Consider the following 24,464-nt stretch of genomic DNA (forward strand, 5'->3'; position numbering starts at 1 on the left):
CCCCCAACTTATTGTCAGGGGCTTGCATAGATACAATTCTTAGTCGTACTTAAGAACTTATTTTGTTTTGTTGATATTGTTCCAGCGAAATTAGAACCTCCCTAGGCTTACTGCCCTCATACGGGCCAATAACGCCACGTGCCTCCATGGAGTCGATCAGACGTGCGGCGCGAGTATAACCCACACGCATGCGCCGCTGAAGCAAGGATACGGAAGCTTGCTTCGCTTCCAATATAATTTGTACAGCCTGCTCGTACAGTTCATCCTGTACTTCATCTGCCGCTTGAACGGAGTCATCGACTTCAGGAACAAGTGATTCATCGTACTGGGCTTCGCCTTGTCCACGCACATAATTAACAATATTCTCAACTTCTTCATCACTCATGAAGGCTCCCTGCACCCGTACAGGCTTGGAAGCGCCCATTGGCATAAACAGCATATCGCCGCGACCCAGCAGTTTCTCGGCTCCTCCCATATCTAAGATCGTCCGGGAGTCCACCTGTGATGACACACCGAATGCGATCCGGGAAGGGATATTGGCTTTGATGACACCTGTAATGACATCTACGGAAGGCCGCTGCGTGGCGATGATGAGATGGATTCCGGCTGCACGCGCCATTTGCGCAAGACGGGCAATGGCATCTTCCACATCCCCGGCTGCAACCATCATCAGATCCGCAAGCTCGTCCACTATAACAACGATATATGGCAACACGGCTGCCGGATTATCCTTCATCAGGTTGTTGTAACCTTCGACGTTCCGTGTACCCGATTTGGAGAACAGCTCATACCTTTTTTCCATCTCGACCACTATCTTTTTGAGGGCCAGCGAGGCTCTCTTGGGATCCGTAACTACCGGAGCCATTAGATGAGGAATGCCATTGTATACATTAAGCTCAACCATTTTCGGATCGACCATCAGAAATTTAACTTCGTCCGGTTTCGCTTTGTACAGAATACTTGTGATAATCCCGTTAATACATACCGATTTACCAGAACCCGTAGCACCTGCAACAAGCAAATGGGGCATACGGGCAAGGTTGCCTATGATGGTCTGACCAGAAATATCCCGTCCAAATGCAATCGTCACTTTGGATTCTGCATCCTGAAACGTAGATGTTTCCATAACCTCACGCATCGTTACAACGGAAACTTCACCGTTAGGCACTTCGATACCGATTGCTGATTTACCCGGAATCGGTGCTTCCATCCGAATATCCTTGGCCGCTAATGCCAGTGCAATATCATCCGTCAAACTTACAATTCGGCTAACTTTTACACCTATATCCGGCTGAATCTCATAACGCGTAACAGCTGGTCCTCTAACCACTTCAAGGACTTTCGCCCGCACACCGAAGCTTTCCAGTGTGGCTTCAAGCTTCCGGGCCGTTTGCATATAATCTTTTTGATCTCCGCCCTTACCGCCGTTATTAGGCTTCGCAAGCAAACGGAACGAAGGCAGTTTATATGGCTTCGGAGGTGGTGGAGGCGGTTTAACAGGCTCCATCTCCTGCCCCTCAACACTTTCGCCGTTCATCACCGAAGATGAATCATTTACCCCACCAGATTGTCCTTCCGGGCTGTTCTCCATTTCACTCAGGTCATCAGCACCCGCCTCGTTTACAGGCCAATCCGCTCCATCTACCAGTTCATCACTAATTTTGATCGGAATGTCGTCATCCTGACTGGAATCTGAAATGTCATCAGGAAACGGGTACGCATCGTCCAAATCGTCATCCTTCAGATGATCCTCGGATCTGACGTGTTCGAAGAAATCACGAATAATCGGAGCTGAACTGGTTTTCGGTGCAGCAGTCCTTTCAGTAGAGGCTGGAACATCTGAGACAAATGCTGGCTCTTCATTCCATGATTCTGCGAAATGATCCGGCTCAGCGCGGTATAACACTTGCTCTGCCGGTGGCTGCTCTTGCTCCATCTCTCGGTCTGATTTGGTTGTCTCCCGATCCGCACCCCACTTACCAAACAATTGAAAGAAAATGGGTGCTTTCCGCTTGGGAAGATGCATCTCTTCCAAGTCATCCTCTTCATCGTCTTCGATATCCTCCGGAATAGGAACCACTTTACGTGCTGCTCCACCTTTTTTTCCCGAGGATGCTGCAGCAGATCGTGCGGATGGCCTGGACTCCAGCTTTTTGTAGATCGAACTGCCGGCATCCCATACCTTGGTTCTGAATATACGCACCAGATCGACATAGGACAGATTCGTAATCAGCATAAAACTGATAATAAACATCACGATCATGATCAAACGCGCGCCTAGACTGCCGAACAACCACAGAAACAGAGCAAACTGAGCAGCCCCAATGTAGCCGCCACTTATGTCCTTATTCAACATGGAATCACGTTCACCTGGGGCAGGTTGAAGCAGTTCGGTTTGCATATCATTATGTACTTGTGTAATAACCGCTCCAGGCTCGAGCGCACCCACAGGGATGAGCTTCTGATGCATTGCAGATACGGTACTCATCAACGTTAACGCAAACACCAGAAGAACAAGTCCCGTCTTGCGAGTAGTCCAACCGCTTGGCCACTTTCGATGAATCATAACCATCAATCCGTAGTAGATCCCAACCAGCGGAATGGCAAAATAGAACTTCCCTAGCATTAATCCGAACATTTTGGATAGTGAACGTCCTACGGTTGCTTCTCCGGATAGAGCGATAACCGCCAGCGTAATGAGCACAATACCATAGATTTCATATTTTAAAACGCCGCTGAACGCAGCGCCTTTTTTCTTCTTCTTTTTTCTTCTGGCCAAAATCAGGTCACCCCCAGAAGAATATTATACCATACAAATATAATCCGTACATATGTTCTTTTCTTGCCCTATTTGTCTTTTTTCGTCATGTTATGTTGGTCCCGGGTTACCGGAAAGAGGAACTTTGGAGCCAGGCATATTAGCAGGATCAAGGTACGCTTCCAGCGGGCAGTCAAGCAAACGCACGATAACTGCTTCGCTCTCACTAACCGGTCTGATCTGCATCAATAAACCGTTAATCTTGACTTCACGCGTATCCTCCCCTTCATTCCACATCCCCGACCAGAGATGTTCCGGCGGCATTACAGTATACATGGTCATTGCGTAAGCCCTCCTGCCTGCAGGGTCTGTCTCTTGTCTCCGATAAGTTTGTTCAGTTGAGCAATGGCTTGTCCAATGCCGCCAACCGCATCCATTAATCCGTATTTGACTGCATCTGCACTCCCCACGGCGGTACCGATATCCCGGTTCAATTCCCCTGTCTTAAACATGAGTTCTTTGAACATGTCCTCCGAAATATTCGAGTGCGTGGTGACAAAGCGAACAACCCGTTCCTGCATTTTCTCCATATATTCGAATGTTTGAGGTACCCCAATGACCAGTCCATTCATTCGGATGGGATGAATCGTCATTGTTGCACTTCCGGCAATCAATGAATAGGTGGAAGCTACTGCAATTGGAACCCCAATGCTGTGTCCTCCCCCAATAACAACGGTAACGGTAGGCTTGCTCAGAGAAGCTATCATCTCGGCAATGGCCAACCCTGCCTCTACGTCTCCTCCCACGGTGTTCAGAATGATCAGGATGCCTTCAATCCGGGAATTCTGTTCAGCAGCAACCAATTGCGGGATAATATGCTCATACTTCGTTGTTTTATTTTGCGGAGGCAGAATCAAGTGACCTTCAACCTGTCCAATAATCGTCATACAGAAAATATTGGACTCTCCTGCAGGTGACTGAGTCTGTCCGAACTGCTGGATGGCCTCAGTAACGGGAGCCAATCCTTTGTCATCTTGGGCAGGTATGCCCGGTGTCTCTGTCTCGGGTTGATTCGACTTGGATGTCTGTTTGCCATTCATATACTCACTCATTAGATTAATCCCCTTCCCCATAACCATTTTAATGTATTCCTTAGTATGGGGAATTTTCCAGCCTACTTATACCCAACAACCTGCCAAATATCTCTCACATCCTCCATGAATGTAATCCGAAAAAAACAAAAAAAGCCCCTGATCTACGAGGAACCGTCCAATATTACTCGTAGATCAGGGGCGACTGTGTGCCTGAATATATAATTTTAATGTATTTTAAACTTCCATGATAATCGGCAAAATCATCGGTCTGCGACGAGTTTGCTCATACAGGAAGCGTCCCAGTGCGTCTTTTACATTCGTTTTGAGTGAAGCCCATTCGTTTACGTTCTCACTCATCAACTTTTGCAGAGTGCTGCTGACAATACGGTTGGCTTCATCAAGCAATCCTTCGGATTCCCGTACGTATACAAATCCACGGGAGATGATATCCGGACCGGATACAATTTTACCATCCTGTTTGCTCAGGGTAACTACAACGACAAGAATACCATCTTGGGATAACAGTTTGCGATCACGCAATACGATGTTACCTACATCGCCTACACCCAATCCGTCGATCAGTACGTTGCCTGCAGTAACTTTACCTGCCTTGCGTGCTGCTCCGCCTTGAATCTCAACCACTTCACCGATATCCGTGATGAAGATATTATCAGGGTCGATACCTACAGATTCAGCAAGAACGGCATGGCGGCGCTGCATACGGAACTCCCCGTGAATTGGCAGGAAGAATTTAGGTTTCATCAGGTTAAGCATCAGCTTGAGCTCTTCCTGGCTACCGTGTCCGGATACGTGTACACCGCTGTTCGCACCACTGTAATGAACATTAGCTCCGAGACGGAACAGTTCATCAATGGTACGGCCCACATACTTCTCATTACCTGGTACCGGTGTTGCTGCGATAATAACGGTGTCTCCAGGAAGAATGTCTACTTTACGATGAGTAGAACGAGCCATCCGAGTCAATGCGGACATTGGCTCGCCTTGACTTCCTGTGCAGAGAATAACAACTCGGTCAGCTGCCATTTTACCTACTTCTTCAGGTTCAATGATCATGCCGTCCGGAATATCCAGATAGCCCAAATCCGAAGCAATACCTACAACATTCACCATACTGCGTCCAATGACAGCCACTTTGCGGCCAGTTACTTCTGCTGCGTTAATGACCTGTTGAATCCGGTGTACGTTGGAAGCAAAGGTAGCCACAACAACGCGCTGGCTCGCTTTACGGAAGATATCTTCTAGAACGATACCCACATTTTTCTCGGAAGGCGTAAAGCCTGGTTTCTCGGCATTGGTACTGTCAGACAAAAGCGCAAGTACGCCATTCGTACCGATCTGTGCCATACGTTGAAGATCCGCATATTGACCATTTACTGGTGTGTGGTCGAATTTGAAGTCACCTGTGTGAACTACAGCACCTTCTGGTGTTTCAACACATACACCAACGGAATCCGGAATACTATGGTTAGTAGCAAAGAATGTTGCTTTCAATACTGATCCAAGTTGGATCTCGGAATCAGCATCAATCAGAATGCGTTTGGTTTCACCCAGCAAATTGGCTTCTTTCAGCTTGTTTTCCACCAGTCCGAGTGTAAGCTTCGTTCCGTATACAGGAACGTTAAGGTGTTTCAGAACATACGGCAATCCACCGATATGATCTTCGTGACCGTGAGTCAAAATGATACCTCTTACTTTGTCACGATTCTCAGTCAGGTACGAAATGTCAGGAATGACAATGTCGATTCCAAGCATATCTTCTTCAGGGAATTTAAGGCCAGCATCTACGACTACAATGTCGTTAGCGTATTGGATAACATACATATTTTTACCAATCTCGCCTACGCCGCCCAGTGCAAAAATCATCAGTTTATCGTTATTATTTTTCTTAGACAAATGAATCTGAACCTCCTATGGTAGTTGGACGTCGTACCTTATTATTTTATTTATTGTAAGTTAAAAAAGTAATCTCCACATGACAAACCAATAGATAGGCATGTATGCAAAAGAACACCTTTATTCACGATATTTGGAAGAAGTTCTTCGAAGCAATTCCCCTTCACCAACAAGTTGGATTTGAAATCATTCCTTCTTAGCCGTTCCTTCCCTTTTCACCGCAAAGCCACATCTCGAAACGATGTCGCTTTCAATTTCAAAAAAATACCGCACCCAGTCACTTGACATCATTATACATGATTAAAAACAAAAAAAACAAGTCACTCTGTCGTTGAGCACTAGGTTTCCCTTTATCAGCAAGGTTGAAACAACCCAAAAAAGCGAAAAAAGAACCGCTTCTTCTTTCGCAGAAGAGCGGTTCCTGTCTGATTAAAATAGGTTACCAAGATTAATAATTTCAAGTCTTGTGACTGCTATTCATTAAACAAGGCACGGATAAAGCCCTGCTCGTCTTCGGTTGGGGCAATGAGCGGCAGACGTACAGAACCCACATTCATCCCACGTAACGTCAGTGCATATTTCACTGCAACCGGGTTCGGCAAAGGCTGAGGACACTCAAACAAACCTTTGAACACCGGGAAAAGCTTCTGATGCAATTTCGTTGCATTTTGAGTGTCTCCGCCGACAAAGGAATCAATCATCTGCTTCATCTCTGAACCAACCACATGGCTCGCGACGCTAACAATGCCGTAAGCCCCCACTGTGATTGCTGGTAAGCCTGACGCATCGTCTCCCGTATATACTTTAAAGTGATCGGGTGCACCTGCAGCGACGAGTGTCACATGCTCCAACGAAGCACATTCTTTCGTAGCCACGATATTCGGTATCTGAGCCAGTCGAAGCGTTGTAGCAGCAGACAAACAGGCTGAGGTACGCCCTGGGACGTTATATAGCATCACGGGCAGTTTGGTTGAGCTCGCGATGGCTTCGAAATGTTGGAACATGCCTTCCTGGCTTGGTTTGTTGTAATAAGGAACGACCAAAAGGACCCCATCCACGCCGACACGTTCAGCTTCTTGAGTCAGATGGATCGAATGGGCAGTATTGTTAGACCCTGTTCCGGCAATGATTTTGCATCTTCCTGCAGCATGCTTAACTGCAAACTCAAAAAGCTGCACCTTCTCACTGTCGCTAAGTGTAGGAGATTCACCGGTTGTACCGGACACCACAAGTGCTTCAGATTTTTGATCTGCAATTAAATAGTCTATTAGCCTTGCAGTTTCCTCCCAATGAATCTCCCCCTGTTCGTTGAACGGAGTGACCATTGCTGTAATCAATCTTCCAAAGTCCAATTCGATTTCCTCCTTCAAAACAGGTCTGGCTCCGATCGCTTCTAAATTACAGATGAAGTTCGAATGAGGTATGAAGCGCCCTCAGGGCCTGAACCATATCTTCTTTTTTTACAAGTACCCAGATGGTTGTGTTCGAATCTGCCGATTGCAAAATCTGAATGTCAGCCAGTGTTAACGATTCAACGATTCTTGCCATGATGCCAGGCACACCGTTAATTCCACCGCCGATCACCGAAACTTTGGCACAGCCGGACAGACTTTGAGGTTTAAGACCAATCTCTTGCAATACTTGAATTGCTTTTTCAGAGTCACTGTCAAATACCGTATAGACGACTCCTGAAGGGGTAACATTAATAAAATCAACACTAATCGAATTTTCAGCCATGGTTTTGAAGACTTTCAGCTGCAGCCGGTCTGCGCCTCCAGGTACATCTACTGTGATTTGGGTCACATTGCTAACGTAAGCAATACCCGTCACATAACGATCTACTATGCCTGTCTGCACATCCTGGAAGCCTTCCGGATGGGTAACAAGGGTTCCTTCGCTGTCTGCAAAAGTGGAACGCACGCGCACAGGAATCTGGGATTGCATTGCAATTTCAACTGCTCGGGGGTGAATAACCTTGGCCCCGTGATGCGCCATATTACAGATCTCCGCATAACTCACCACAGTTAACGGACGTGCATCCTCTACAATTCGCGGATCGGCAGTCAAAATGCCGTTTACATCCGTGTAGATATCCACCATCTCCGCATGAAGAGCAGCCCCCAATGCCGTTGCTGATGTATCACTACCCCCACGACCTAAAGTGGTAAAGTCCCCGCTCTCTGTCTGCCCTTGGAAACCCGTAACAATAACAACACGATTCTTTTGAAGTTCCTCCAGCACACGAACAGGACGGACATCCAAAATCCGGGCATTCCCGAAATTGTCGTCCGTCACAAAGCCTGCCTGCGCACCAGTCAGTACAGTGGTGGGGATGTTTTCATGTTCCAGAAGACTGCTGAGCGTTGTAGCTGATATGATTTCACCGCAGCACAGTAATAAATCCTTTTCACGTGCAGACAGCGAATTACCATTTTGTGCTGCCCAGTCGAGCAGTGTATCTGTAGCATAGGGTTCACCCCGGCGGCCCATAGCGGACACAACAATGACAAGACTAAGTCCTGCCTCAAGTTCACGTTTAATATGACGGAGCACGTGCTCTCTCGCCTGAACTGTAGAGAGCGACGTGCCTCCAAATTTCTGTACCATGATACGCATCTTAATTCCTCCATTTGTGTACGCAAGAAGACTGGACACGGTCAAATCAACAAATGGATCAACCCAGGGAGCGTTCCGATGCAATAAATTCAGCAATGATTACGACATTATATGCCGTTTTTCCTCTGTAGATTGCTCAAAGCAATTTACAAACTGAAGCTCGGTTGTACACCGATCACGACATGCATATCTTCATGAACGCATCCCGCTTGCGATCATTTCACTGCAAGCAGGAATGCCCTTCAACGACAGGAACGCGTACACAGAAAGCTGTTAAACTTCCGACATATCGTCCCCCATGATTTTCTTTGTCTACCCTAACCAAGTTCAATTCTTCATGCGTATAACCGTTATCCTGGAACTTCTCCACTGTGAAATCAAACCCGTAAACATTAGTTAAACTTGGTTAATAAACGATTAAGCCTGTGCAGAACGTTCCACAATCATCGGCTGTAACTGTTTACCTTCCAGTGCACTCCAGCATGCTTCCGGAATAAGTTCCATTTTTGCTACTAACGAGTTTGGTTTCTTCACCGGATCATCCTGCCCGAACGGTACAAAGTACATATATTTTGCCACAAGCAGTTTGGCGATGTTCGCGGCATTCAGTCCCAGACCATCATTTGTGGAGATGGCAAGCACGACCGGACGCTGATTCCTCATCTGGGCTTTGGCTGCCATCAGCACAGGGCTATCGGTCATCGCATTAGCCAGCTTACTGGTGGTGTTCCCTGTGCAGGGAGCAATCACGAGCACATCAAGCAATTTGGATGGCCCGAGCGGTTCCGCCTCAACAATTGTAGAAATGATATCATTACCTGTTATATCTTTCAACTGTTTTTGCCAGTTCTGAGCCGTACCAAAGCGTGTATCCGTTGTTAATACCGAATTGGAAATAATTGGAACGACATTTGCACCCTCAGCCACAAACCGGCTAATTACCGGCATAACCTCTTCAAACGTACAATGAGAACCCGTAATCGCATAACCTACCGTTTTACCCTTCCAGTTCATAGTTCAACCTCCCGTGCGTTTTGTTCTTCCAAAAGCAAACGGATCAACACGTCGGCAATGATGCCGCCAGCCGTTTTGGGAGCAACAATGCCGGGGAGGCCTGGCGCTAGAAGCGCTTTGATGCCGCGTTTTTCAGCATATCTGAAATCGCAGCCGCCAGGAGCGGATGCGAGGTCAATAATGACTGCTTTTTGCGGCATTCTGGACAGGATTTGTGCTGTGATTATCATAGTCGGTATCGTATTAAAAAGCAAGTCAACTGCCCCGGTTTGAGCGGCCAAATCCGTTGTCATGAAGGGCTTCCAGCCCATGATGTTAGCCCGGGCCGCATCTTCTTCCCGCCTGATTCCCACCCGTACATTTGCCCCTAGACCCTGGAGCGTTTTCGCCATTGTGAATCCCGTTCGGCCGAGCCCAAGCACAATACATTCCGACCCGTGGATCGTGAAGTCCGTCTCCCGAATCGCCATAGCGACCGCTCCCTCAGCTGTCGGTATCGAGTTGTAGAGCGCAATATCATCACGATCCAATACCTCAATAAGCCGCAATCCGTTATCCACGCACAACTCACGCAAAAATGGCTTTGCCATTCCTGTGAAAACAATACAATGCTCTGGCAATGCCGCTATCTGTTCTTTTTTAAGGAAAATCGGCAAGTCACTGAATGAGGTGCTCACTTTCCCCTGATCATCACATCCAACCACGGGCAGCACCAGCACATCCGCTGATGCCAACACCTCATCCTCCAGCTCATGATGTTCGATCCCCGGAATAGAACGCTCCAGCTTGTCGAAACCGACCACACTCACTGTGGCATCCAGCTCTGCGCATTTTTGAATGACTTCAAGCTGCCGCGCATCTCCGCCCAGGACTACTATCCGGACTCCGGTCAGCATCGGGACGTCACTCCTTTCACCACATGTATGCCTTATCGTATGCAGGGGCCCACAGGGGGGTGAAAACATTTCCTATCTCTTCTTCAAACAAAAAAGGCCTTCCCATATGGGAAGGCCCTTCGTCATTCGTAGCCGTTTATTATTTTCCGGTATGACCGAATCCGCCTTCGCCGCGAACCGTTTCCGAAAGCTCGCTCACTTCGGTTAGTTCAACAGCAGGCACAGTCTGAAACACGATCTGAGCAATGCGTTCACCCCGTACAATAGTGAATGGCTCCTGGCCTAGATTAATCAAAAGCACTTTAACCTCACCCCGGTAATCCGCATCGATGGTACCCGGTGTGTTTAAACAGGTAATGCCATGTTTGAACGCCAGGCCACTGCGTGGGCGAATCTGTGCTTCAAGGCCCGCAGGCATAGCCATAGCCAGACCTGTCGGAATCAGCGTGCGCTGTCCCGGCTGCAGTACAACGTCCTCCTGAAGCGCAGCAACTACATCAAAGCCTGATGCAAGCTCCGACATTTTTTGAGGCAGTTTAATATCTTCATTGCCCGGTAACTTTTGAATTTGAACGTAATGCAACAAAATCATCCCTTCTTAATCCAGCAATGGTGCGATCAGAGGCACCGACCATAGCAAGCGCAAACGGCTCCGCGAACATCAGGTCAAGTACAGCATCGATATCTTCCATCGTTACTTGTTCAATTTTGGCTATCATCTCATCCAGCGTATGGTGTCTGCCCAGCATCAGTTCGTTTTTACCCAAACGATTCATCCGGCTTCCCGTGCTTTCCAAACTGAGAATCAGGCTTCCCTTCAGCTGTTCCTTTCCTTTGCGCAGCTCATCTTCCGTCAGACCGTTAACGGCAAGATCCTGCAGAACCTCTTTGGTCAGATCCAACACTTCTTTCGTTTGTTTCGGTGCAGTACCTGCATATATCGTAAACAGCCCGCTGTCCGCATGAGAACTGTGATAGGAATATACGGAATATGCCAGTCCGCGTTTTTCACGAATTTCCTGGAACAGTCTGGAGCTCATGCCGCCACCAATAGCATTGTTTAATACTACCATGGCAAACTGCAGTGGGTCTCCAATTTTGCAGCCAGGGAACGAAATACAAATGTGGTTCTGTTCCGTTTTCTTCTTGTGAAAGAGCTGCCCGCTCTGGAATTTGGGAACGGTAATCTGTTCGGCCGCACCATGAACGTCAAATGATCCAAAGTGTTTTTCCATCAACTCTATGACACTGACATCAATATTACCTGCAATACTAATCACGGTGTTCTCAATGGTGTAGTGCTCTTTCATATAAGCACGCAGATCGTTCGAACCCATCGCTTTGAGTCGTTCCTCCGTACCCAAAATCGGGTAAGCCAGTGGATGCTCTCCATAAGCAGCCGTAGCCATCAGATCATGCACCATATCATCCGGTGTATCCTCGTACATTGAAATTTCTTCCAGGATGACGTTTTTCTCTTTGATAAGCTCGCCATCATCCATTTTGGAGCGGAAAAACATGTCAGACAATACATCTACAGCGATAGGCAGATGCTCATCCAGTACTTTAGCATAATAACACGTGTATTCTTTTGAAGTGAACGCGTTTACGTTACCACCGATAGCATCAAACTGTTCCGCAATTGCCTTGGCATCGTAACGATCCGTTCCCTTGAACAACATGTGCTCAATAAAATGTGATACTCCATTGTTAACAGGCTGCTCGTTGCGCGATCCTGTCTTGACCCATATACCAAAAGACACGGAACGACAGGTCGGAATCTGTTCCATGACTACCCTGAGGCCATTGCCCAGCTGAATTTTTTTCACGGTTGGCCCTCCTACATCTCTATAATTGCCCTGATCTCCAAAAACGAAATCGACATTTGGTTCCAACTGTTTGATATTAACAAAAAAACGCCGCTCACTCAACCGCTGGAGCTTTTATGCGTTCCGAAGATAACGTCTCACTCACAGTACCAAGAACGAGCCCTTTTGCACGAATCGACTCAATCATACCTTTCAGTGCTCCTGACGAGGATGCCGTAGGATGCATCAAAATTAACGTGCCCGCTTCCACTTTTGCCCCAATTTTATTTACAATGGAAGCTGAACTTGGCTTTCTCCAATCGACGGTGTCCAGTGTCCATAGGACCGTCTGCAACCCCATGCTTGAGGCAATGTCTACCGTTTTCTGATTAAAGTCACCTGACGGGGGAGCAAACCAGCGGTTTTCCACCCCTAGCGTCTCCTTGAGCAGATCCTCTGTCTTGCTTATCTCAAGTCTGGCCCGTTCTGCGCTCAATCGACTCATGTTCGGATGAGAATACGCATGGTTGGACAGTTCATGACCTCGTTTCTGAATCTCTTTGGCGAGCTCGGCATTTTTCTTTAACCAGCTTCCATCCAGAAAAAAGGTCGCCTTCACCTTCTCGGCATCGAGCGTGTCAAGCATCGGGATGATATACTCATTCCCCCAAGCCACATTAATCATAAACGAAACCATCGGTTTTGCCGGATTCCCCCGGTATACCGGATGAGCCCCAAGATCCTTGAGCTGGATTTCCGGTTCAACCTGACGATAAACATATGCAATTTTGGTATTGAGATTGCCACCAAGTGCCTTGCGATACGTGGCTTCCACATCAATCTCCAAGCCGTTATATCCCGGTATCGCCTTCCATACCCTGTCCACTTTGGCGTTGACCGGAGCTACTTTTGTTTCGGCCGCTTTATCCCGGATCGCCGACAACAGAGCATCCTCTCCAGTCGCCTCCTGAAACATATCAAATGCATTTTGTGTCCCCGGGCCATCCCGAATCTCCGTAATGTATGTACGTACACTGCCTACTTGTCCGACCAGTATGACAGCCGCCACACCCGCCAGAACTGCAACCAGCTTTTTGGATTGGTTTTTCACAGTTCCATCCTCCCGCCGTCTTTGTCCCCATCATATGAGGACAAGGGCAAGAATATGAACAAATTCAGGCAGTCTTTCGAAACCCATTACCGTTTCCGATTTTAGGCGTTAAAAAAAGAGCCAGAAATACACATTCTGTCTCTTCATTCAATGGATCTGTAAAAAGTAAGGCAGAGCTTAGGACTGTGCCGGAGCTTCAGCCGTCAATACTGCTTTGCGGGACAAGTTGATGCGACCTTGTTGGTCAATTTCCGTTACTTTAACGGTAATGGAATCACCTACGGCTACAACATCTTCTACTTTGGCAACACGCTCTGTTGACAGTTGTGAGATGTGAACCAGACCCTCTTTGTTCGGCAGAACTTCGACAAATGCACCGAATTTCTCAACACGTTTTACTTTGCCGACATAAATCTCGCCGACCAGCACTTCGCGTACGATTCCTTCGATAATCGATTTTGCCTTATCGTTCATGTCCTGGTTGGAAGAAGCGATAAATACGCGTCCGTCTTGTTCAATATCAATTTTAACACCAGTTTCCTCGATGATTTTATTGATAATTTTACCACCAGCACCGATAACATCACGGATTTTATCCGGATTAATATGCATAGTCGTAATTTTAGGCGCATATTGAGACAGCTGCTCACGCGGTGTTTTCATTACTTCGGTCATTTTGCCCAGGATATGCATACGGCCTTCTTTGGCTTGAGCCAAAGCTTCGGACAAGATTTGACGATCAATACCATCAATTTTAATATCCATCTGGATCGCTGTCACACCTTCAGGTGTTCCTGCCACTTTGAAGTCCATGTCACCCAGGTGATCTTCCATACCTTGAATATCACTAAGAATGGATACATGCTCTCCATCTTTGATCAGACCCATAGCCACCCCTGCAACCGGAGCTTTAATTGGTACACCAGCATCCATCATGGCAAGCGTACTTGCGCAGATACTTGCTTGTGAAGTTGATCCGTTTGATTCCAATACTTCTGATACCAGACGAATGGTGTACGGGAAGTCCGTCTCCGAAGGAATAACTTTAGCAAGAGCACGTTCACCCAATGCACCATGTCCAATTTCACGACGGCCCGGAGCACGCAATGGACGAGCTTCACCTACGCTGAATGGCGGGAAGTTGTAATGATGCATGAAGCGTTTGGTTTCTTCCAAGCTGATTCCGTCCAGAATCTGAACATCACCCAATGCACCCAACGTACAAATGCTAAGCGCTTGTGTTTGACCACGTGTGAACAAACCGGAACCATGTGTACGCGGCAGCAATGATGTATCACACTCAATTGGACGAATTTCAGCAAGTCCACGTCCGTCCGGACGAACCTTATCATGAGTGATCAAGCGGCGCACTTCTTCTTTGACGATGTCGTGCAGCACTTCTTTCACGTCTTTGAGCAGTTCTGGAGTTTCGATGTATTGCTCTTCAAAATGAGCAACAGTTTCGTCATTCACTGCATCAATCGCATCTTGACGAGCATGCTTCTCAGCGATTTTAACCGCTTCTACCAAGCGAGCACTCGCATATTCACGTACAGCACTGTTCACTTCAGCATTTACAGCGTGCAGTTTTACAGCCATTTTTTCTTTGCCGGCCACTTGAACCAGTTCTTCAATGACAGCCACAATGTTCTTGATTTCATCATGTCCGAACATGATGGCTTCAAGCATGACTTCTTCCGGAACTTCGTTTGCTTCTGCCTCTACCATCATGATGGCGTCTTTGGTTCCTGCAACAACGAGTTCAATTTCACTGACTTCAAGCTGGGCAATGGTTGGGTTGATAATGAATTCGCCATCAATACGTCCAACTTTTACGCCACCGATTGGCCCGTTGAATGGTACGTCCGAAATGCTCAGTGCAGCCGATGTACCGATCATGGCAGCAATCTGTGGTTCACAGTCCTGATCAACACTCATAACGATATTAAGAACTTGTACATCATTACGGAAACCTTCAGGGAACAATGGACGAATTGGACGGTCTGTCAGACGACTAGCCAGAATGGCTTTCTCGCTTGGTCTTCCTTCCCGTTTAATGAATCCGCCTGGAATTTTACCTACAGCATACAATCTTTCCTCATAGTTCACCGTGAGTGGGAAAAAGTCCAGATCTTTCGGTTCGCTTGATGCGGTAACGGTACACAAAACAACCGTATCTCCGTATGTTACTTTAACAGCAGCATTTGCCTGTTTAGCCAAACGTCCTGTTTCAAGCACAAGCGTTCTTCCACCAAGCTGCATTTCAACACGCTTTTCCATGAAATCCCTCCTTCTAATCGTTCCTAACACAATGGATTCTGCATTTTCTCAGTATTTCCTGCTTGTCCTGCATTCATTAACTTGCAAAACAAAAGCTCCTTGCGGAGCTGTCATCTACAAATATATGGCAACATGTTCATCTACAAAACAACCCGGCTGTAAACTCCGCTTGTCCATAGAGGAACGACGGAAAACAGCCAGGTTGGTTTTGAAAACATGTACGATAATTAACGACGCAATCCGAGTTTCTCGATCAGTGCGCTGTAACGTTTAACATCTTTGTTTTTCACGTAAGCCAAAAGCTTACGACGTTGACCTACCATTTTCAAAAGTCCACGACGTGAGTGGTGGTCTTTCTTATGCGTACGCAAGTGGTCTGTCAAACTTCTGATGTTTTCCGTAAGGATAGCAACTTGCACCTCAGGTGATCCAGTATCGGACTCATGAGTTTTGTGCTCGTCGATCAGTTGTTGTTTACGTTCTTGAGTCAATGCCATCCTATTCACCTCCTTCATTATAATCGCCATTAGCCTCGTTACCGCCGGTGAGAGCGTGCAACCAAGCCAAGGTTGTCTGTTGTCTCAAACGACAACGTAGTACATTATATCATAGTTGCCTAACCAAAGTAAATGTAAACATACATTTTACTCAGAATTTCAACCTAAGAGTCTTGCTGCAGTCAAGGCATCTTCCCGAATCTGGCTGATCAGAGCGTCGATGGAGTCAAACTTGCGTTCTTCCCGAATATAGTGAACCAGTTCTACCTTCAATTCCTCATCATAGAGATGCCCTTCAAAATCAAGCACATGCACTTCAAATGTAGGCTTCATCCCGCTATCGTGGAACGTAGGCTTCACACCGAGGTTCATTACCCCTCGCAACGACTGCTCCCCATGATATACACGTACAGCATACACACCTTTTGCTGGTGCCACATAATGATCTGTCAATTCGAGATTGGCAGTAGGAAAACCAATGGTCCGGCCGCGTTTCTCTCCGTGGATAACGGTTCCTCTGATACTGTACGGACGTCCAAGCCACTGACTTGCCTCATCCATTTCTCCTCGTTTAAGCAAACCCCGAATTAAAGAACTGCTTACCTTCTCCCCATTAAGCAGGAATGGAGGTACAGTTTCTACAGCCATATCGCTGCCGCCGAGCGAGCGAAGCATCTGTTCATTACCGGCTCCCTTGTGACCAAAGCGGAAGTCAAAGCCAACGACCGCTGTTCGTGTCTGAAGCGGAATCAACAGATCATGTACAAACTGCTCCGGTGTCAAATGTGAAAATTCTTCATTAAACTCCACAACATATAACACGTCAACGCCCATCTCTGCCAAGATATCTTCCTTATCTCTCAGGGGCGTCAAATAACCTTCATAATCACCTTTGCGCATGACTTCCTTCGGATGCGGATGGAATGTCATTACCGCTGACTGCATGCCCTTTTCACGAGCAATACGGACAGCTGACAGAATGACGCTTGCATGTCCGAGATGCATTCCGTCAAATTGGCCAATGGCCAGCACCTGGGGTTGTCTACGCAATTCATCGGAAGTTAATGTCTGCGGATACGTTAGCATTACGGTTTTCATACAATCATTCACCTGCATTTCACTTGATAGACCGAGCTTAACATCACATGAACCTAAACTCAAGGCCTCTTTATTCCGGTAAAAAAACCTTAACAGCTCGAACTGTTGGTTTATGTTCATCCCGTTCGAAAATACCGAGAAATGTGCCATCCTGAGCATATAACCGCAGAAGCCCTGGCTGTTCCACGGGCGGCTCCAATAAACGTGCAGACAATTTCTGACCTTGGAGAGCGCCTTTGGTGTTATCCTCTGGAACTTTATGGGCAGGCATGTAGTCAACGGCATCATCTACTGAAATCAGCACTTCAGCCAGTGTACCTGCGGCCATGTGCTGCTCCACATCCTCAAATCGCAAACACCGATCCGCTGTAATTCCCGCAGAAATGGTACGCTCAAGCTGTACCATGGTAGATGGGTATCCCAGTTCTCGGCCGATATCTACGCACAATGTTCGAATATATGTCCCTTTGGAACATAATGCCCGGAAGGAAATATCTGTCGTATCCCCATGCGTTTCGATTCCGGTCAGTTCAATCTCGTAAATCGTAACCTCACGGCTCTTACGCTCCACTGTTTTGCCTTCACGTGCAAGCTCGTACAGACGTTTACCGTCAACTTTTACCGCTGAATACATGGGTGGAACCTGCGAAATTGTACCCTTAAACTGTTTCAGGACCTCAAGCACCTGTTCTTCGGTAACTTGGACTGGATCTTCCGAACGTTCAACAACCTCACCTGTCAGATCCTCCGTGTCCGTAGACAGGCCCAAGCGTAGTGTTGCCAAGTACTCTTTTGGAAGTTCCTGCATGTATTCGACTACCCGTGTGGCCCGTCCGAGGCAGAGCGGAAGTACACCAGTAACTTGTGGGTCCAACGTTCCGGTGTGTCCAATACGCTTCATTTTCAGAATGCGTCGCATTTTGGCAACAACATCATGCGAGGTGAATCCTGCCGGCTTGTATACAGGCAAAATCCCTTCAAGTGGTTTTACCATTGCGCATTCACCTGCTTCAGCACTTTGGCTACAATCTCTTCCAACTCACCTTCTACACGACACCCGGCAGCCAGTACGTGGCCTCCTCCGCCAAATGTCTGTGCAAGCGCAGCAACATCAACTTTACCTGCCGAACGAAGAGACACTTTTACCGCGTTATTGTTGATGACTTTGAAAAAAATCCCCACTTCTACACCTTGAATATTACGGGGATAGTTTACAACGCCTTCGAGATCCTCGTTAGCCGCTCCACAAGCAATCATATCTTCCGGCGTAATAACCACCCAGGCAATTTTTCCATCCGCTGTCATCTGCAGACTCGAAAGCGCCTGATTCAAAATCCGAACTTGGGGAAGCGTAACCTGTTCAAGCAAAATTTGCGCAAGGTACGGTCCATTTACACCATGCTCAAGCAATTTGGATGCTGTTGTCATTACATTGGGACTGGTATTCGCGTACCGGAACCCGCCTGTATCCGTAAGCAGCCCTGTATAGATAGCCGTTGCAGCATCTTGATTCAACGTCACCGGGAACAAGTTTACAAAATCAAACAGGATCTCGGCAGTAGCTGCTGCATCCGGCTTAATGATATTAACCGTTCCATAAGCATCATTGGTGGGATGGTGATCAATATTTAGAATAACAGCATCTTCTTCGAAATAATGGCGAGTTAGGCCCACTCTTGCAAAGTCTGCACAGTCTACACAAATCACTGCTTTATATTTACGCTGCGGTGGTTGTTCGGTCATGTTCACGATTTCGTCTGCATTCCACAAAAAACGCATACGCTGCGGGATCTCACCTTCATTGATCATCGTGAATGTCTTCCCCAGACATGACAGCAGCCAGCCCACTGTTACCGTCGAGCTGACTGCGTCACCGTCCGGCTGTACATGCGACACGACCAGGTAATCATCATGCTCCAGCAGGAATTGCTTTCCTGCCTGAAGCGCCTGTTCATAAGTGTGCATTGCCGTCTCCTTTATGCTGTTACTGGGATTCGTTCTTGTCGGTACCGATGTCGCCAAGCAGCTTCTCAATCCGGCTACCATAAGCGATCGATTCGTCGATCTTGAATATCAATTCAGGTACATGGCGAAGTCTAATTCGCTTGCCCAGCTCGGAACGCAAAAATCCATTTGCTTTATCCAGTGCTTTAAGCGAGTTATCCTTTTGCTCCTGTTCACCGAAGACACTCAGATAAACTTTGGCTTGCGACAAGTCGTTAGTCACGTCGACACCTGTTACGGTAATGAAGCCGATACGTGGATCTTTCAGTTCGGACTGGATGAGCACGCTCAATTCTTTCTTGATCTGCTCGCCCACTCTACCTGTACGAATCTTGGCCATAATTGTTCACCTCATGCTTCCTTGCTTATCGTTGTACCGTCTCCATAACAAAGGCTTCGATAACGTCGCCTTCTTTGAGATCGTTATAGTTATCAAGAGTAATACCACATTCGTAGCCTTGAGCTACTTCTTTGGCATCATCTTTGTAACGTTTCAGTGAATCAAGCTTACCTTCGTAAAGAACAATGCCATCACGAATCAAGCGTGCTTCAGCAGAACGTGTAATTTTACCAGAGGTAACCATACATCCTGCAATGGTACCCACTTTACTGATTTTGAACGTGCTGCGAACTTCAGCATGACCGATAACATTTTCTTTGTAGATCGGATCAAGCATTCCTTTCATCGCCTGTTCAATCTCTTCGATTACGCTATAGATGACACGGTGAAGACGAATGTCTACCTGCTCTTGATCTGCAGTTACTTTCGCCTGATTATCAGGACGAACGTTGAAACCGATCACGATGGCGTTCGATGCCGCTGCCAAGATAATGTCGGATTCAGTAATTGCACCAGCACCGCTATGAATGATCTTCACGCGTACGCCTTCAACCTCGATTTTGGCAAGTGAACCCTTCAATGCTTCAACAGAACCTTGAACGTCACCTTTGATAATGACATTCAGATCTTTGATTTCGCCATCTTTGATGTGTTGGAACAGATCGTCCAGTGTTACGCGTGTGTTAGTACCCAGATCGGATTCACGCTGCGTAATCGCACGTTTATCAGCGATAGAACGAGCTTTACGCTCATCCTCGAATACCATGAACGGATCTCCCGCACCTGGAACTTCAGTCAAACCTGTAATTTCTACAGGAGTAGAAGGTCCAGCTTCTTTCAGACGACGACCTTTGTCGTTCACCATTGCACGAACGCGACCGAAGCAGTTACCTGCTACAAAGGCATCTCCAACTTTCAACGTACCATGCTGTACCAAAATACGGGCAACTGGGCCGCGTCCTTTGTCCAGCTCGGCTTCAATGACTGTACCACGGGCACGTTTGTCCGGGTTCGCTTTGTACTCGTTCACTTCAGCAACGAGCAGGATCATTTCTAACAAACCTTCCAGACCCATTCTTTGTTTCGCCGAAACGTTAACAAAGATGGTATCTCCGCCCCACTCTTCTGGAACGAGTTCATAGTTGGTCAATTCCTGTTTAACTCTGTCCGGATCTGCACCTGGCTTATCGATTTTGTTAACCGCAACGATAATTGGAAGCCCCGCTGCTTTTGCGTGGTTAATAGCCTCGACAGTCTGTGGCATAACGCCGTCATCAGCTGCAACAACGATGATAGTAATATCCGTTACTTGTGCACCACGAGCACGCATCGCGGTAAACGCTTCGTGACCCGGTGTATCCAGGAACGTAATTTTTTTGTTGTTGATTTCTACCTGATACGCACCGATATGCTGCGTGATACCGCCAGCTTCGCCGCCCGTTACATTCGTGGAACGAATGGCATCAAGCAGGGTTGTTTTACCATGGTCAACGTGACCCATAATCGTTACAACTGGAGGACGGGATTGCAGATCTGCAGGATCATCATTTTCTTCGACAGTCTCGAAGCGATCGTCTTCCACCACAATTTTCACTTCAACCTCAACACCGAATTCGCCTGCAAGCAGAAGAATGGTATCGATATCGAGCTCTTGGTTAATTGTAGCCATAACACCCATACCAATGAGTTTCTTGATAACTTCAGAAGCATCTTTGTGAAGCAGCTTCGCTGTTTCACCCACAGTCATATCACCACGTACGATGATTTTCTTAGGTGTGTTATCAATTTTCTCACGTTGCTGGTACTGCTGCTGGTTTCTGTTACGGTTGTTCTTGCCACCACGGTTACCGCGGAAGTTGCCGCCACGGTTGTCATCGTAACGACGTCCTCCGCCGCCACTGTTTGAACGGTTGCCGTTGTTATTACCGGAATTTCCTTGCCCGCCTCTGCGCTGACCTTGACCTTGGTTCTGTCCTTGGCCACCGCTGCGGTTGCCACTATTGCCAGTGTTGCTTGGTCCAGCACTTCTTACTTGACCGCCACCACTGTTGTTCGTACGCTGTCCTGAACCTTGTGGACGTGAAGCTGTGCTGCTTTGTCCGCCTTGCGAAGGTCTGGAGCGATTACCTGTTTGTCCGCCCTGGCTGGAGCCTTGGGAAGAGTTTGTTCTGTTGCGGCTATCTTGGCCGCTGGGTCTTTGGGAGCCGTTGTTATTGTTTGAATTTGGTCTATTGTTCATACCTACCTGCTTTTCCTGTTGTATTTTTGTTTGTACGGGACTACCGGATGAATTACTGTTGTTCGGCGTGTTCGCTCCGCCGGCCGGCTTGTTGCTGTCCACTGTTTTTTCACTGCGCACGGAAGAAGTAGCGACTGATTTTGCCTCGCTGCTCTGTTTGGATGCTGCAGTGGATTTTATATCTTTAAAAAATTGTTCCACCTTACCCACTGAACCATTCTCCATGACGCTCATATGATTGTTTACGGGAATATCCAGTTTTTTAAGAATGGTTATAATTTCTTTGCTGCTCATATTAAGGGACTTCGCATATTCATAAACTCGCAATTTATCCTTGTTTTCCTGTTTACTCAATATACTCCACCTCCGACATTATACCGACTTGCTTGGAGATCATTTTTGCAAACCCACGGTCCGTTACCGCAAGAACAACCCGCGTTTCTTTACCGATACTTGAACCCAGACTATCCCGGTCAAATCCGATCACTAGCGGAACTTTGTAGGTTCCGCATTTGTCGCGAAATTTCTTCTGTGTATTGGCCGAGGCGTCACCCGCAACAATAACCATCTTAGCTTCGGAAGAACGGATCGCCTTGAGCACGATTTCTTCACCTGTCACCAGTTTGCCTGCGCGCATGGAGAGTCCCAGATAAGACAACGCTTTGTTATTCATCATGATCACGCTCCTGCGCTGCGATGAAATCATCTTCAACCGAAGCGAAATCAGCAGCCAATTGCTCGTAAATTTCAGGTGAAACCTTGCCTTTCAACGCCCGATCCAAAGACCGGTTTTTGAGTGCAAGTTTAAAACAGGATTCCTTGCCGCATAAATAAGCGCCACGTCCGGACTTTTTGCCAGTCAAATCGATCAGCACTTCATCCTCTGGCGTTTTAACGATACGGATCAGTTGCTTTTTGGGCATCATTTCTTGGCACGCCACACATTTGCGCAGCGGCACTTTTTTCTGTTTCATACGTTAGCGCCCCCCCGTGCTTTACTTTAATCGACGGAGACGGAATCTTGGTGCATTTCTGAAGAAGAATCTTTTTCTCTGCCGAATTCCTGTTCCGCCTGGCTCTCGCTCTTAATGTCGATTTTCCAGCCGGTCAGCTTCGCTGCCAGGCGGGCATTTTGCCCCTTGATGCCGATAGCCAGGGACAGTTGATAGTCCGGTACGATGACACGGGCCATCTTCTCTTCTTCAAATACTTGAACTTCCAACACTTTGGAAGGACTCAATGCATTAGCCACATATTCGTCTACCTGTTCGGAGTAACGAACGATGTCAATCTTTTCACCGCGCAGCTCACCCACAATGGTCTGCACGCGCATGCCTTTAGGGCCTACACATGATCCAACCGGGTCAACTTCCTCATTGCGGGAATGTACGGCAATTTTGGAGCGGAAGCCAGCTTCACGTGCAACGGAGCGAATCTCAACGACTCCGTCAAAGATTTCAGGAACTTCCAGTTCAAAGAGACGTTTCAATAGACCCGGGTGTGTACGGGACAAGATGATTTGCGGCCCTTTGGTCGTATTCTCGACCTTGGTGATGTATGCCTTAATGCGGTCACCATGAACAAATTTTTCATTCGGCATTAATTCAGTTAACGGTAATGCCGCTTCGATTTTGCCCAGATCGATGTAGATATTGCGCAAATCCTGACGCTGCACCACTCCCGTAACGATATCCTCTTCCTTGTCCACGAAAGCGTTGTAGATCAGGCCGCGTTCGGCTTCACGAATCCGCTGGGTCACTACCTGTTTGGCAGTCTGTGCGGCGATACGTCCGAAATCGCGCGGCGTAACCTCAATCTCCGCAATATCTTCCAGCTGGAAGTGTGGGTTAATTTCACGTGCAGCAGGCAACGAAATTTCAGTGCGTGAATCGAGTACTTCCTCCACGATTAATTTACGTGCATATACACGAATAACTCCAGTGTTGCGGTTCATATCAACACGCACGTTTTGAGCGGTGTTGAAATTACGTTTGTAGCTGGAGATTAATGCCGCCTCAATCGCTTCAAACAGCACATCCTTGCTGATCCCTTTTTCCCGCTCCAATTCATTCATTGCTTCAATAAAATCCATACTCATGAATGTTGATCCCCCTTTCAAACATGGCATCTCATACGTAAAACGGCGAAAGGCTCAAAACTCATGAGCACCTTGCCGTTATCGTGAGATGTGTCTTTTTCAATAATAAAGTGAACAAGGCACTTAAAACAGAATGGCCAAGCGCGCACTGGCTACCTTATCATAAGGAACCGTGTACTGCTTCTTGCCTGCTTCGATCACAAGTTCCCCGTTATCAAAGGAAAGCAATTTACCTTCAAACTCCTTCATTCCATTCACTGCTTCGTAGGTCGTAACAAATACGTTTTTCCCTACGGATTTTGCAACATCCTCCGCTTTTTTCAGTGGACGTTCAGCTCCCGGAGAAGACACTTCAAGGAAATAGACGGTTGGAATCGGATCGTTCTCATCCAGCTTGGCGCTCAGCTGTTCGCTGATCAAGACACAATCATCGATGTCGATGCCACCCTCTTTGTCGACATACACCCGTAAAAACCAGTTGCTGCCTTCTTTGACGTAATCGATGTCAACCAGCTCGAAGCCTTGTTCATTCAAGTAGGGTTGGATCATTTCTTCCACGGTAGATTTAATCTTCGTTGTGCTCAAAACCGATAACCTCCAACTTAGGTTACGCCGACATGTTAAGCCGACAAATTCGTAATACCCAAGATTCTTGTATACCAAAGACTAAAGAGTGGGTTTCCCCACTCTTCAGAAA

At 47.2% G+C, this 24,464-nt stretch carries 22 protein-coding genes; all 22 read right to left on the bottom strand.

All coding sequences use genetic code 11. The annotated features are described in order from the left end of the window. Positions 1-49 precede the first annotated feature (49 nt). The 22 genes from GUA98_RS01855 to rimP all read right to left on the bottom strand — a co-directional run bounded on the left by GUA98_RS01855 (position 50) and on the right by rimP (position 24,352). Positions 50-2,779 (bottom strand): FtsK/SpoIIIE family DNA translocase, encoded by a 2,730-nt coding sequence (locus tag GUA98_RS01855; protein ID WP_193721901.1) that lies wholly within the window; start codon positions 2,777-2,779, stop codon positions 50-52. A gap of 90 nt (positions 2,780-2,869) precedes the next feature. Then, on the bottom strand, positions 2,870-3,100 hold the full coding sequence (locus GUA98_RS01860; RefSeq protein WP_095287706.1) for a YlzJ-like family protein: 231 nt from the start codon (positions 3,098-3,100) through the stop codon (positions 2,870-2,872). Further along, the gene (locus GUA98_RS01865; protein ID WP_227779354.1) at positions 3,097-3,870 is read right to left on the bottom strand and encodes a ClpP family protease; all 774 of its coding nucleotides are present in this window, start codon (positions 3,868-3,870) and stop codon (positions 3,097-3,099) included. Before GUA98_RS01865 ends, GUA98_RS01860 begins: the two co-directional genes overlap by 4 nt. A 216-nt stretch (positions 3,871-4,086) precedes the next feature. Continuing rightward, positions 4,087-5,766, bottom strand: coding sequence for a ribonuclease J (locus tag GUA98_RS01870; protein WP_095287708.1), 1,680 nt, complete (start codon positions 5,764-5,766; stop codon positions 4,087-4,089). Between the two features lie 473 nt (positions 5,767-6,239). Beyond that, complete coding sequence (gene dapA, locus GUA98_RS01875) at positions 6,240-7,118, bottom strand: 4-hydroxy-tetrahydrodipicolinate synthase (protein WP_153978034.1); 879 nt, start codon at positions 7,116-7,118, stop codon at positions 6,240-6,242. A gap of 46 nt (positions 7,119-7,164) precedes the next feature. Continuing rightward, positions 7,165-8,382, bottom strand: coding sequence for an aspartate kinase (gene dapG, locus GUA98_RS01880; RefSeq protein WP_095358586.1), 1,218 nt, complete (start codon positions 8,380-8,382; stop codon positions 7,165-7,167). Between the two features lie 417 nt (positions 8,383-8,799). Then, complete coding sequence (locus GUA98_RS01890; protein WP_153978033.1) at positions 8,800-9,396, bottom strand: dipicolinate synthase subunit B; 597 nt, start codon at positions 9,394-9,396, stop codon at positions 8,800-8,802. Further along, complete coding sequence (gene dpsA / locus GUA98_RS01895) at positions 9,393-10,292, bottom strand: dipicolinate synthase subunit DpsA (protein ID WP_095358588.1); 900 nt, start codon at positions 10,290-10,292, stop codon at positions 9,393-9,395. The genes GUA98_RS01890 and dpsA overlap by 4 nt, the downstream gene beginning before the upstream one ends. Positions 10,293-10,431: 139 nt before the next feature. After that, a complete protein-coding gene (dut, locus tag GUA98_RS01900; protein ID WP_170948039.1) occupies positions 10,432-10,878 on the bottom strand; it encodes a dUTP diphosphatase in 447 nt (148 codons plus the stop codon). Continuing rightward, positions 10,838-12,121, bottom strand: coding sequence for a M16 family metallopeptidase (locus GUA98_RS01905; RefSeq protein ID WP_193721902.1), 1,284 nt, complete (start codon positions 12,119-12,121; stop codon positions 10,838-10,840). Before GUA98_RS01905 ends, dut begins: the two co-directional genes overlap by 41 nt. A gap of 94 nt (positions 12,122-12,215) precedes the next feature. Continuing rightward, positions 12,216-13,211 (bottom strand): polysaccharide deacetylase family protein, encoded by a 996-nt coding sequence (locus tag GUA98_RS01910; protein ID WP_193721903.1) that lies wholly within the window; start codon positions 13,209-13,211, stop codon positions 12,216-12,218. A gap of 177 nt (positions 13,212-13,388) precedes the next feature. Next, positions 13,389-15,491, bottom strand: a complete 2,103-nt coding sequence (gene pnp, locus GUA98_RS01915) for a polyribonucleotide nucleotidyltransferase (protein WP_153978031.1) — start codon at positions 15,489-15,491, stop codon at positions 13,389-13,391. A gap of 227 nt (positions 15,492-15,718) precedes the next feature. Continuing rightward, positions 15,719-15,988, bottom strand: a complete 270-nt coding sequence (gene rpsO / locus GUA98_RS01920) for a 30S ribosomal protein S15 (RefSeq protein ID WP_056700672.1) — start codon at positions 15,986-15,988, stop codon at positions 15,719-15,721. A gap of 159 nt (positions 15,989-16,147) precedes the next feature. Continuing rightward, positions 16,148-17,086, bottom strand: coding sequence for a bifunctional riboflavin kinase/FAD synthetase (locus GUA98_RS01925; protein ID WP_193721904.1), 939 nt, complete (start codon positions 17,084-17,086; stop codon positions 16,148-16,150). A gap of 70 nt (positions 17,087-17,156) precedes the next feature. Then, on the bottom strand, positions 17,157-18,080 hold the full coding sequence (gene truB, locus GUA98_RS01930; RefSeq protein WP_193721905.1) for a tRNA pseudouridine(55) synthase TruB: 924 nt from the start codon (positions 18,078-18,080) through the stop codon (positions 17,157-17,159). Further along, positions 18,074-19,051 carry a DHH family phosphoesterase gene (locus GUA98_RS01935; RefSeq protein ID WP_193721906.1) on the bottom strand — a complete coding sequence of 326 codons (978 nt, stop codon included), beginning with the start codon at positions 19,049-19,051 and terminating at the stop codon, positions 18,074-18,076. The genes truB and GUA98_RS01935 overlap by 7 nt, the downstream gene beginning before the upstream one ends. A gap of 19 nt (positions 19,052-19,070) precedes the next feature. Next, entirely contained in the window at positions 19,071-19,430 is a 360-nt protein-coding gene (gene rbfA, locus GUA98_RS01940) for a 30S ribosome-binding factor RbfA (protein ID WP_095358595.1), read from the bottom strand. A 25-nt stretch (positions 19,431-19,455) separates the two neighbouring features. Continuing rightward, positions 19,456-22,023: a translation initiation factor IF-2 gene (gene infB / locus GUA98_RS01945; protein WP_193721907.1), complete on the bottom strand. Its 2,568-nt coding sequence runs from the start codon at positions 22,021-22,023 to the stop codon at positions 19,456-19,458. Continuing rightward, a complete protein-coding gene (locus GUA98_RS01950; protein WP_170948040.1) occupies positions 22,016-22,345 on the bottom strand; it encodes a L7Ae/L30e/S12e/Gadd45 family ribosomal protein in 330 nt (109 codons plus the stop codon). Before GUA98_RS01950 ends, infB begins: the two co-directional genes overlap by 8 nt. After that, on the bottom strand, positions 22,335-22,643 hold the full coding sequence (gene rnpM, locus GUA98_RS01955; RefSeq protein WP_095287722.1) for an RNase P modulator RnpM: 309 nt from the start codon (positions 22,641-22,643) through the stop codon (positions 22,335-22,337). Before rnpM ends, GUA98_RS01950 begins: the two co-directional genes overlap by 11 nt. Before the next feature lie 26 nt (positions 22,644-22,669). After that, the gene (nusA, locus tag GUA98_RS01960; protein ID WP_095287723.1) at positions 22,670-23,767 is read right to left on the bottom strand and encodes a transcription termination factor NusA; all 1,098 of its coding nucleotides are present in this window, start codon (positions 23,765-23,767) and stop codon (positions 22,670-22,672) included. Positions 23,768-23,890: 123 nt separating this feature from the next. Beyond that, positions 23,891-24,352, bottom strand: coding sequence for a ribosome maturation factor RimP (rimP, locus tag GUA98_RS01965; RefSeq protein ID WP_095287724.1), 462 nt, complete (start codon positions 24,350-24,352; stop codon positions 23,891-23,893). Positions 24,353-24,464: the final 112 nt, after the last annotated feature.

Origin of the sequence: Paenibacillus sp. P13VS (assembly GCF_015143645.1) — a bacterium.
Classification (GTDB): domain Bacteria; phylum Bacillota; class Bacilli; order Paenibacillales; family Paenibacillaceae; genus Paenibacillus; species Paenibacillus xylanilyticus_A.

Coding starts and splice junctions, on each gene's coding strand:
- GUA98_RS01860 (WP_095287706.1), bottom strand. CDS start 3,100: ATGACCATGTATACTGTAATGCCGCCGGAACATCTCTGGTCGGGGATG.
- GUA98_RS01865 (WP_227779354.1), bottom strand. CDS start 3,870: ATGAGTGAGTATATGAATGGCAAACAGACATCCAAGTCGAATCAACCC.
- dapG (WP_095358586.1), bottom strand. CDS start 8,382: ATGCGTATCATGGTACAGAAATTTGGAGGCACGTCGCTCTCTACAGTT.
- GUA98_RS01890 (WP_153978033.1), bottom strand. CDS start 9,396: ATGAACTGGAAGGGTAAAACGGTAGGTTATGCGATTACGGGTTCTCAT.
- dpsA (WP_095358588.1), bottom strand. CDS start 10,292: ATGCTGACCGGAGTCCGGATAGTAGTCCTGGGCGGAGATGCGCGGCAG.
- pnp (WP_153978031.1), bottom strand. CDS start 15,491: ATGGAAAAGCGTGTTGAAATGCAGCTTGGTGGAAGAACGCTTGTGCTT.
- rpsO (WP_056700672.1), bottom strand. CDS start 15,988: ATGGCATTGACTCAAGAACGTAAACAACAACTGATCGACGAGCACAAA.
- GUA98_RS01925 (WP_193721904.1), bottom strand. CDS start 17,086: ATGAAAACCGTAATGCTAACGTATCCGCAGACATTAACTTCCGATGAA.
- truB (WP_193721905.1), bottom strand. CDS start 18,080: ATGGTAAAACCACTTGAAGGGATTTTGCCTGTATACAAGCCGGCAGGA.
- GUA98_RS01935 (WP_193721906.1), bottom strand. CDS start 19,051: ATGCACACTTATGAACAGGCGCTTCAGGCAGGAAAGCAATTCCTGCTG.
- rbfA (WP_095358595.1), bottom strand. CDS start 19,430: ATGGCCAAGATTCGTACAGGTAGAGTGGGCGAGCAGATCAAGAAAGAA.
- GUA98_RS01950 (WP_170948040.1), bottom strand. CDS start 22,345: ATGATGAATAACAAAGCGTTGTCTTATCTGGGACTCTCCATGCGCGCA.
- rnpM (WP_095287722.1), bottom strand. CDS start 22,643: ATGAAACAGAAAAAAGTGCCGCTGCGCAAATGTGTGGCGTGCCAAGAA.
- nusA (WP_095287723.1), bottom strand. CDS start 23,767: ATGAGTATGGATTTTATTGAAGCAATGAATGAATTGGAGCGGGAAAAA.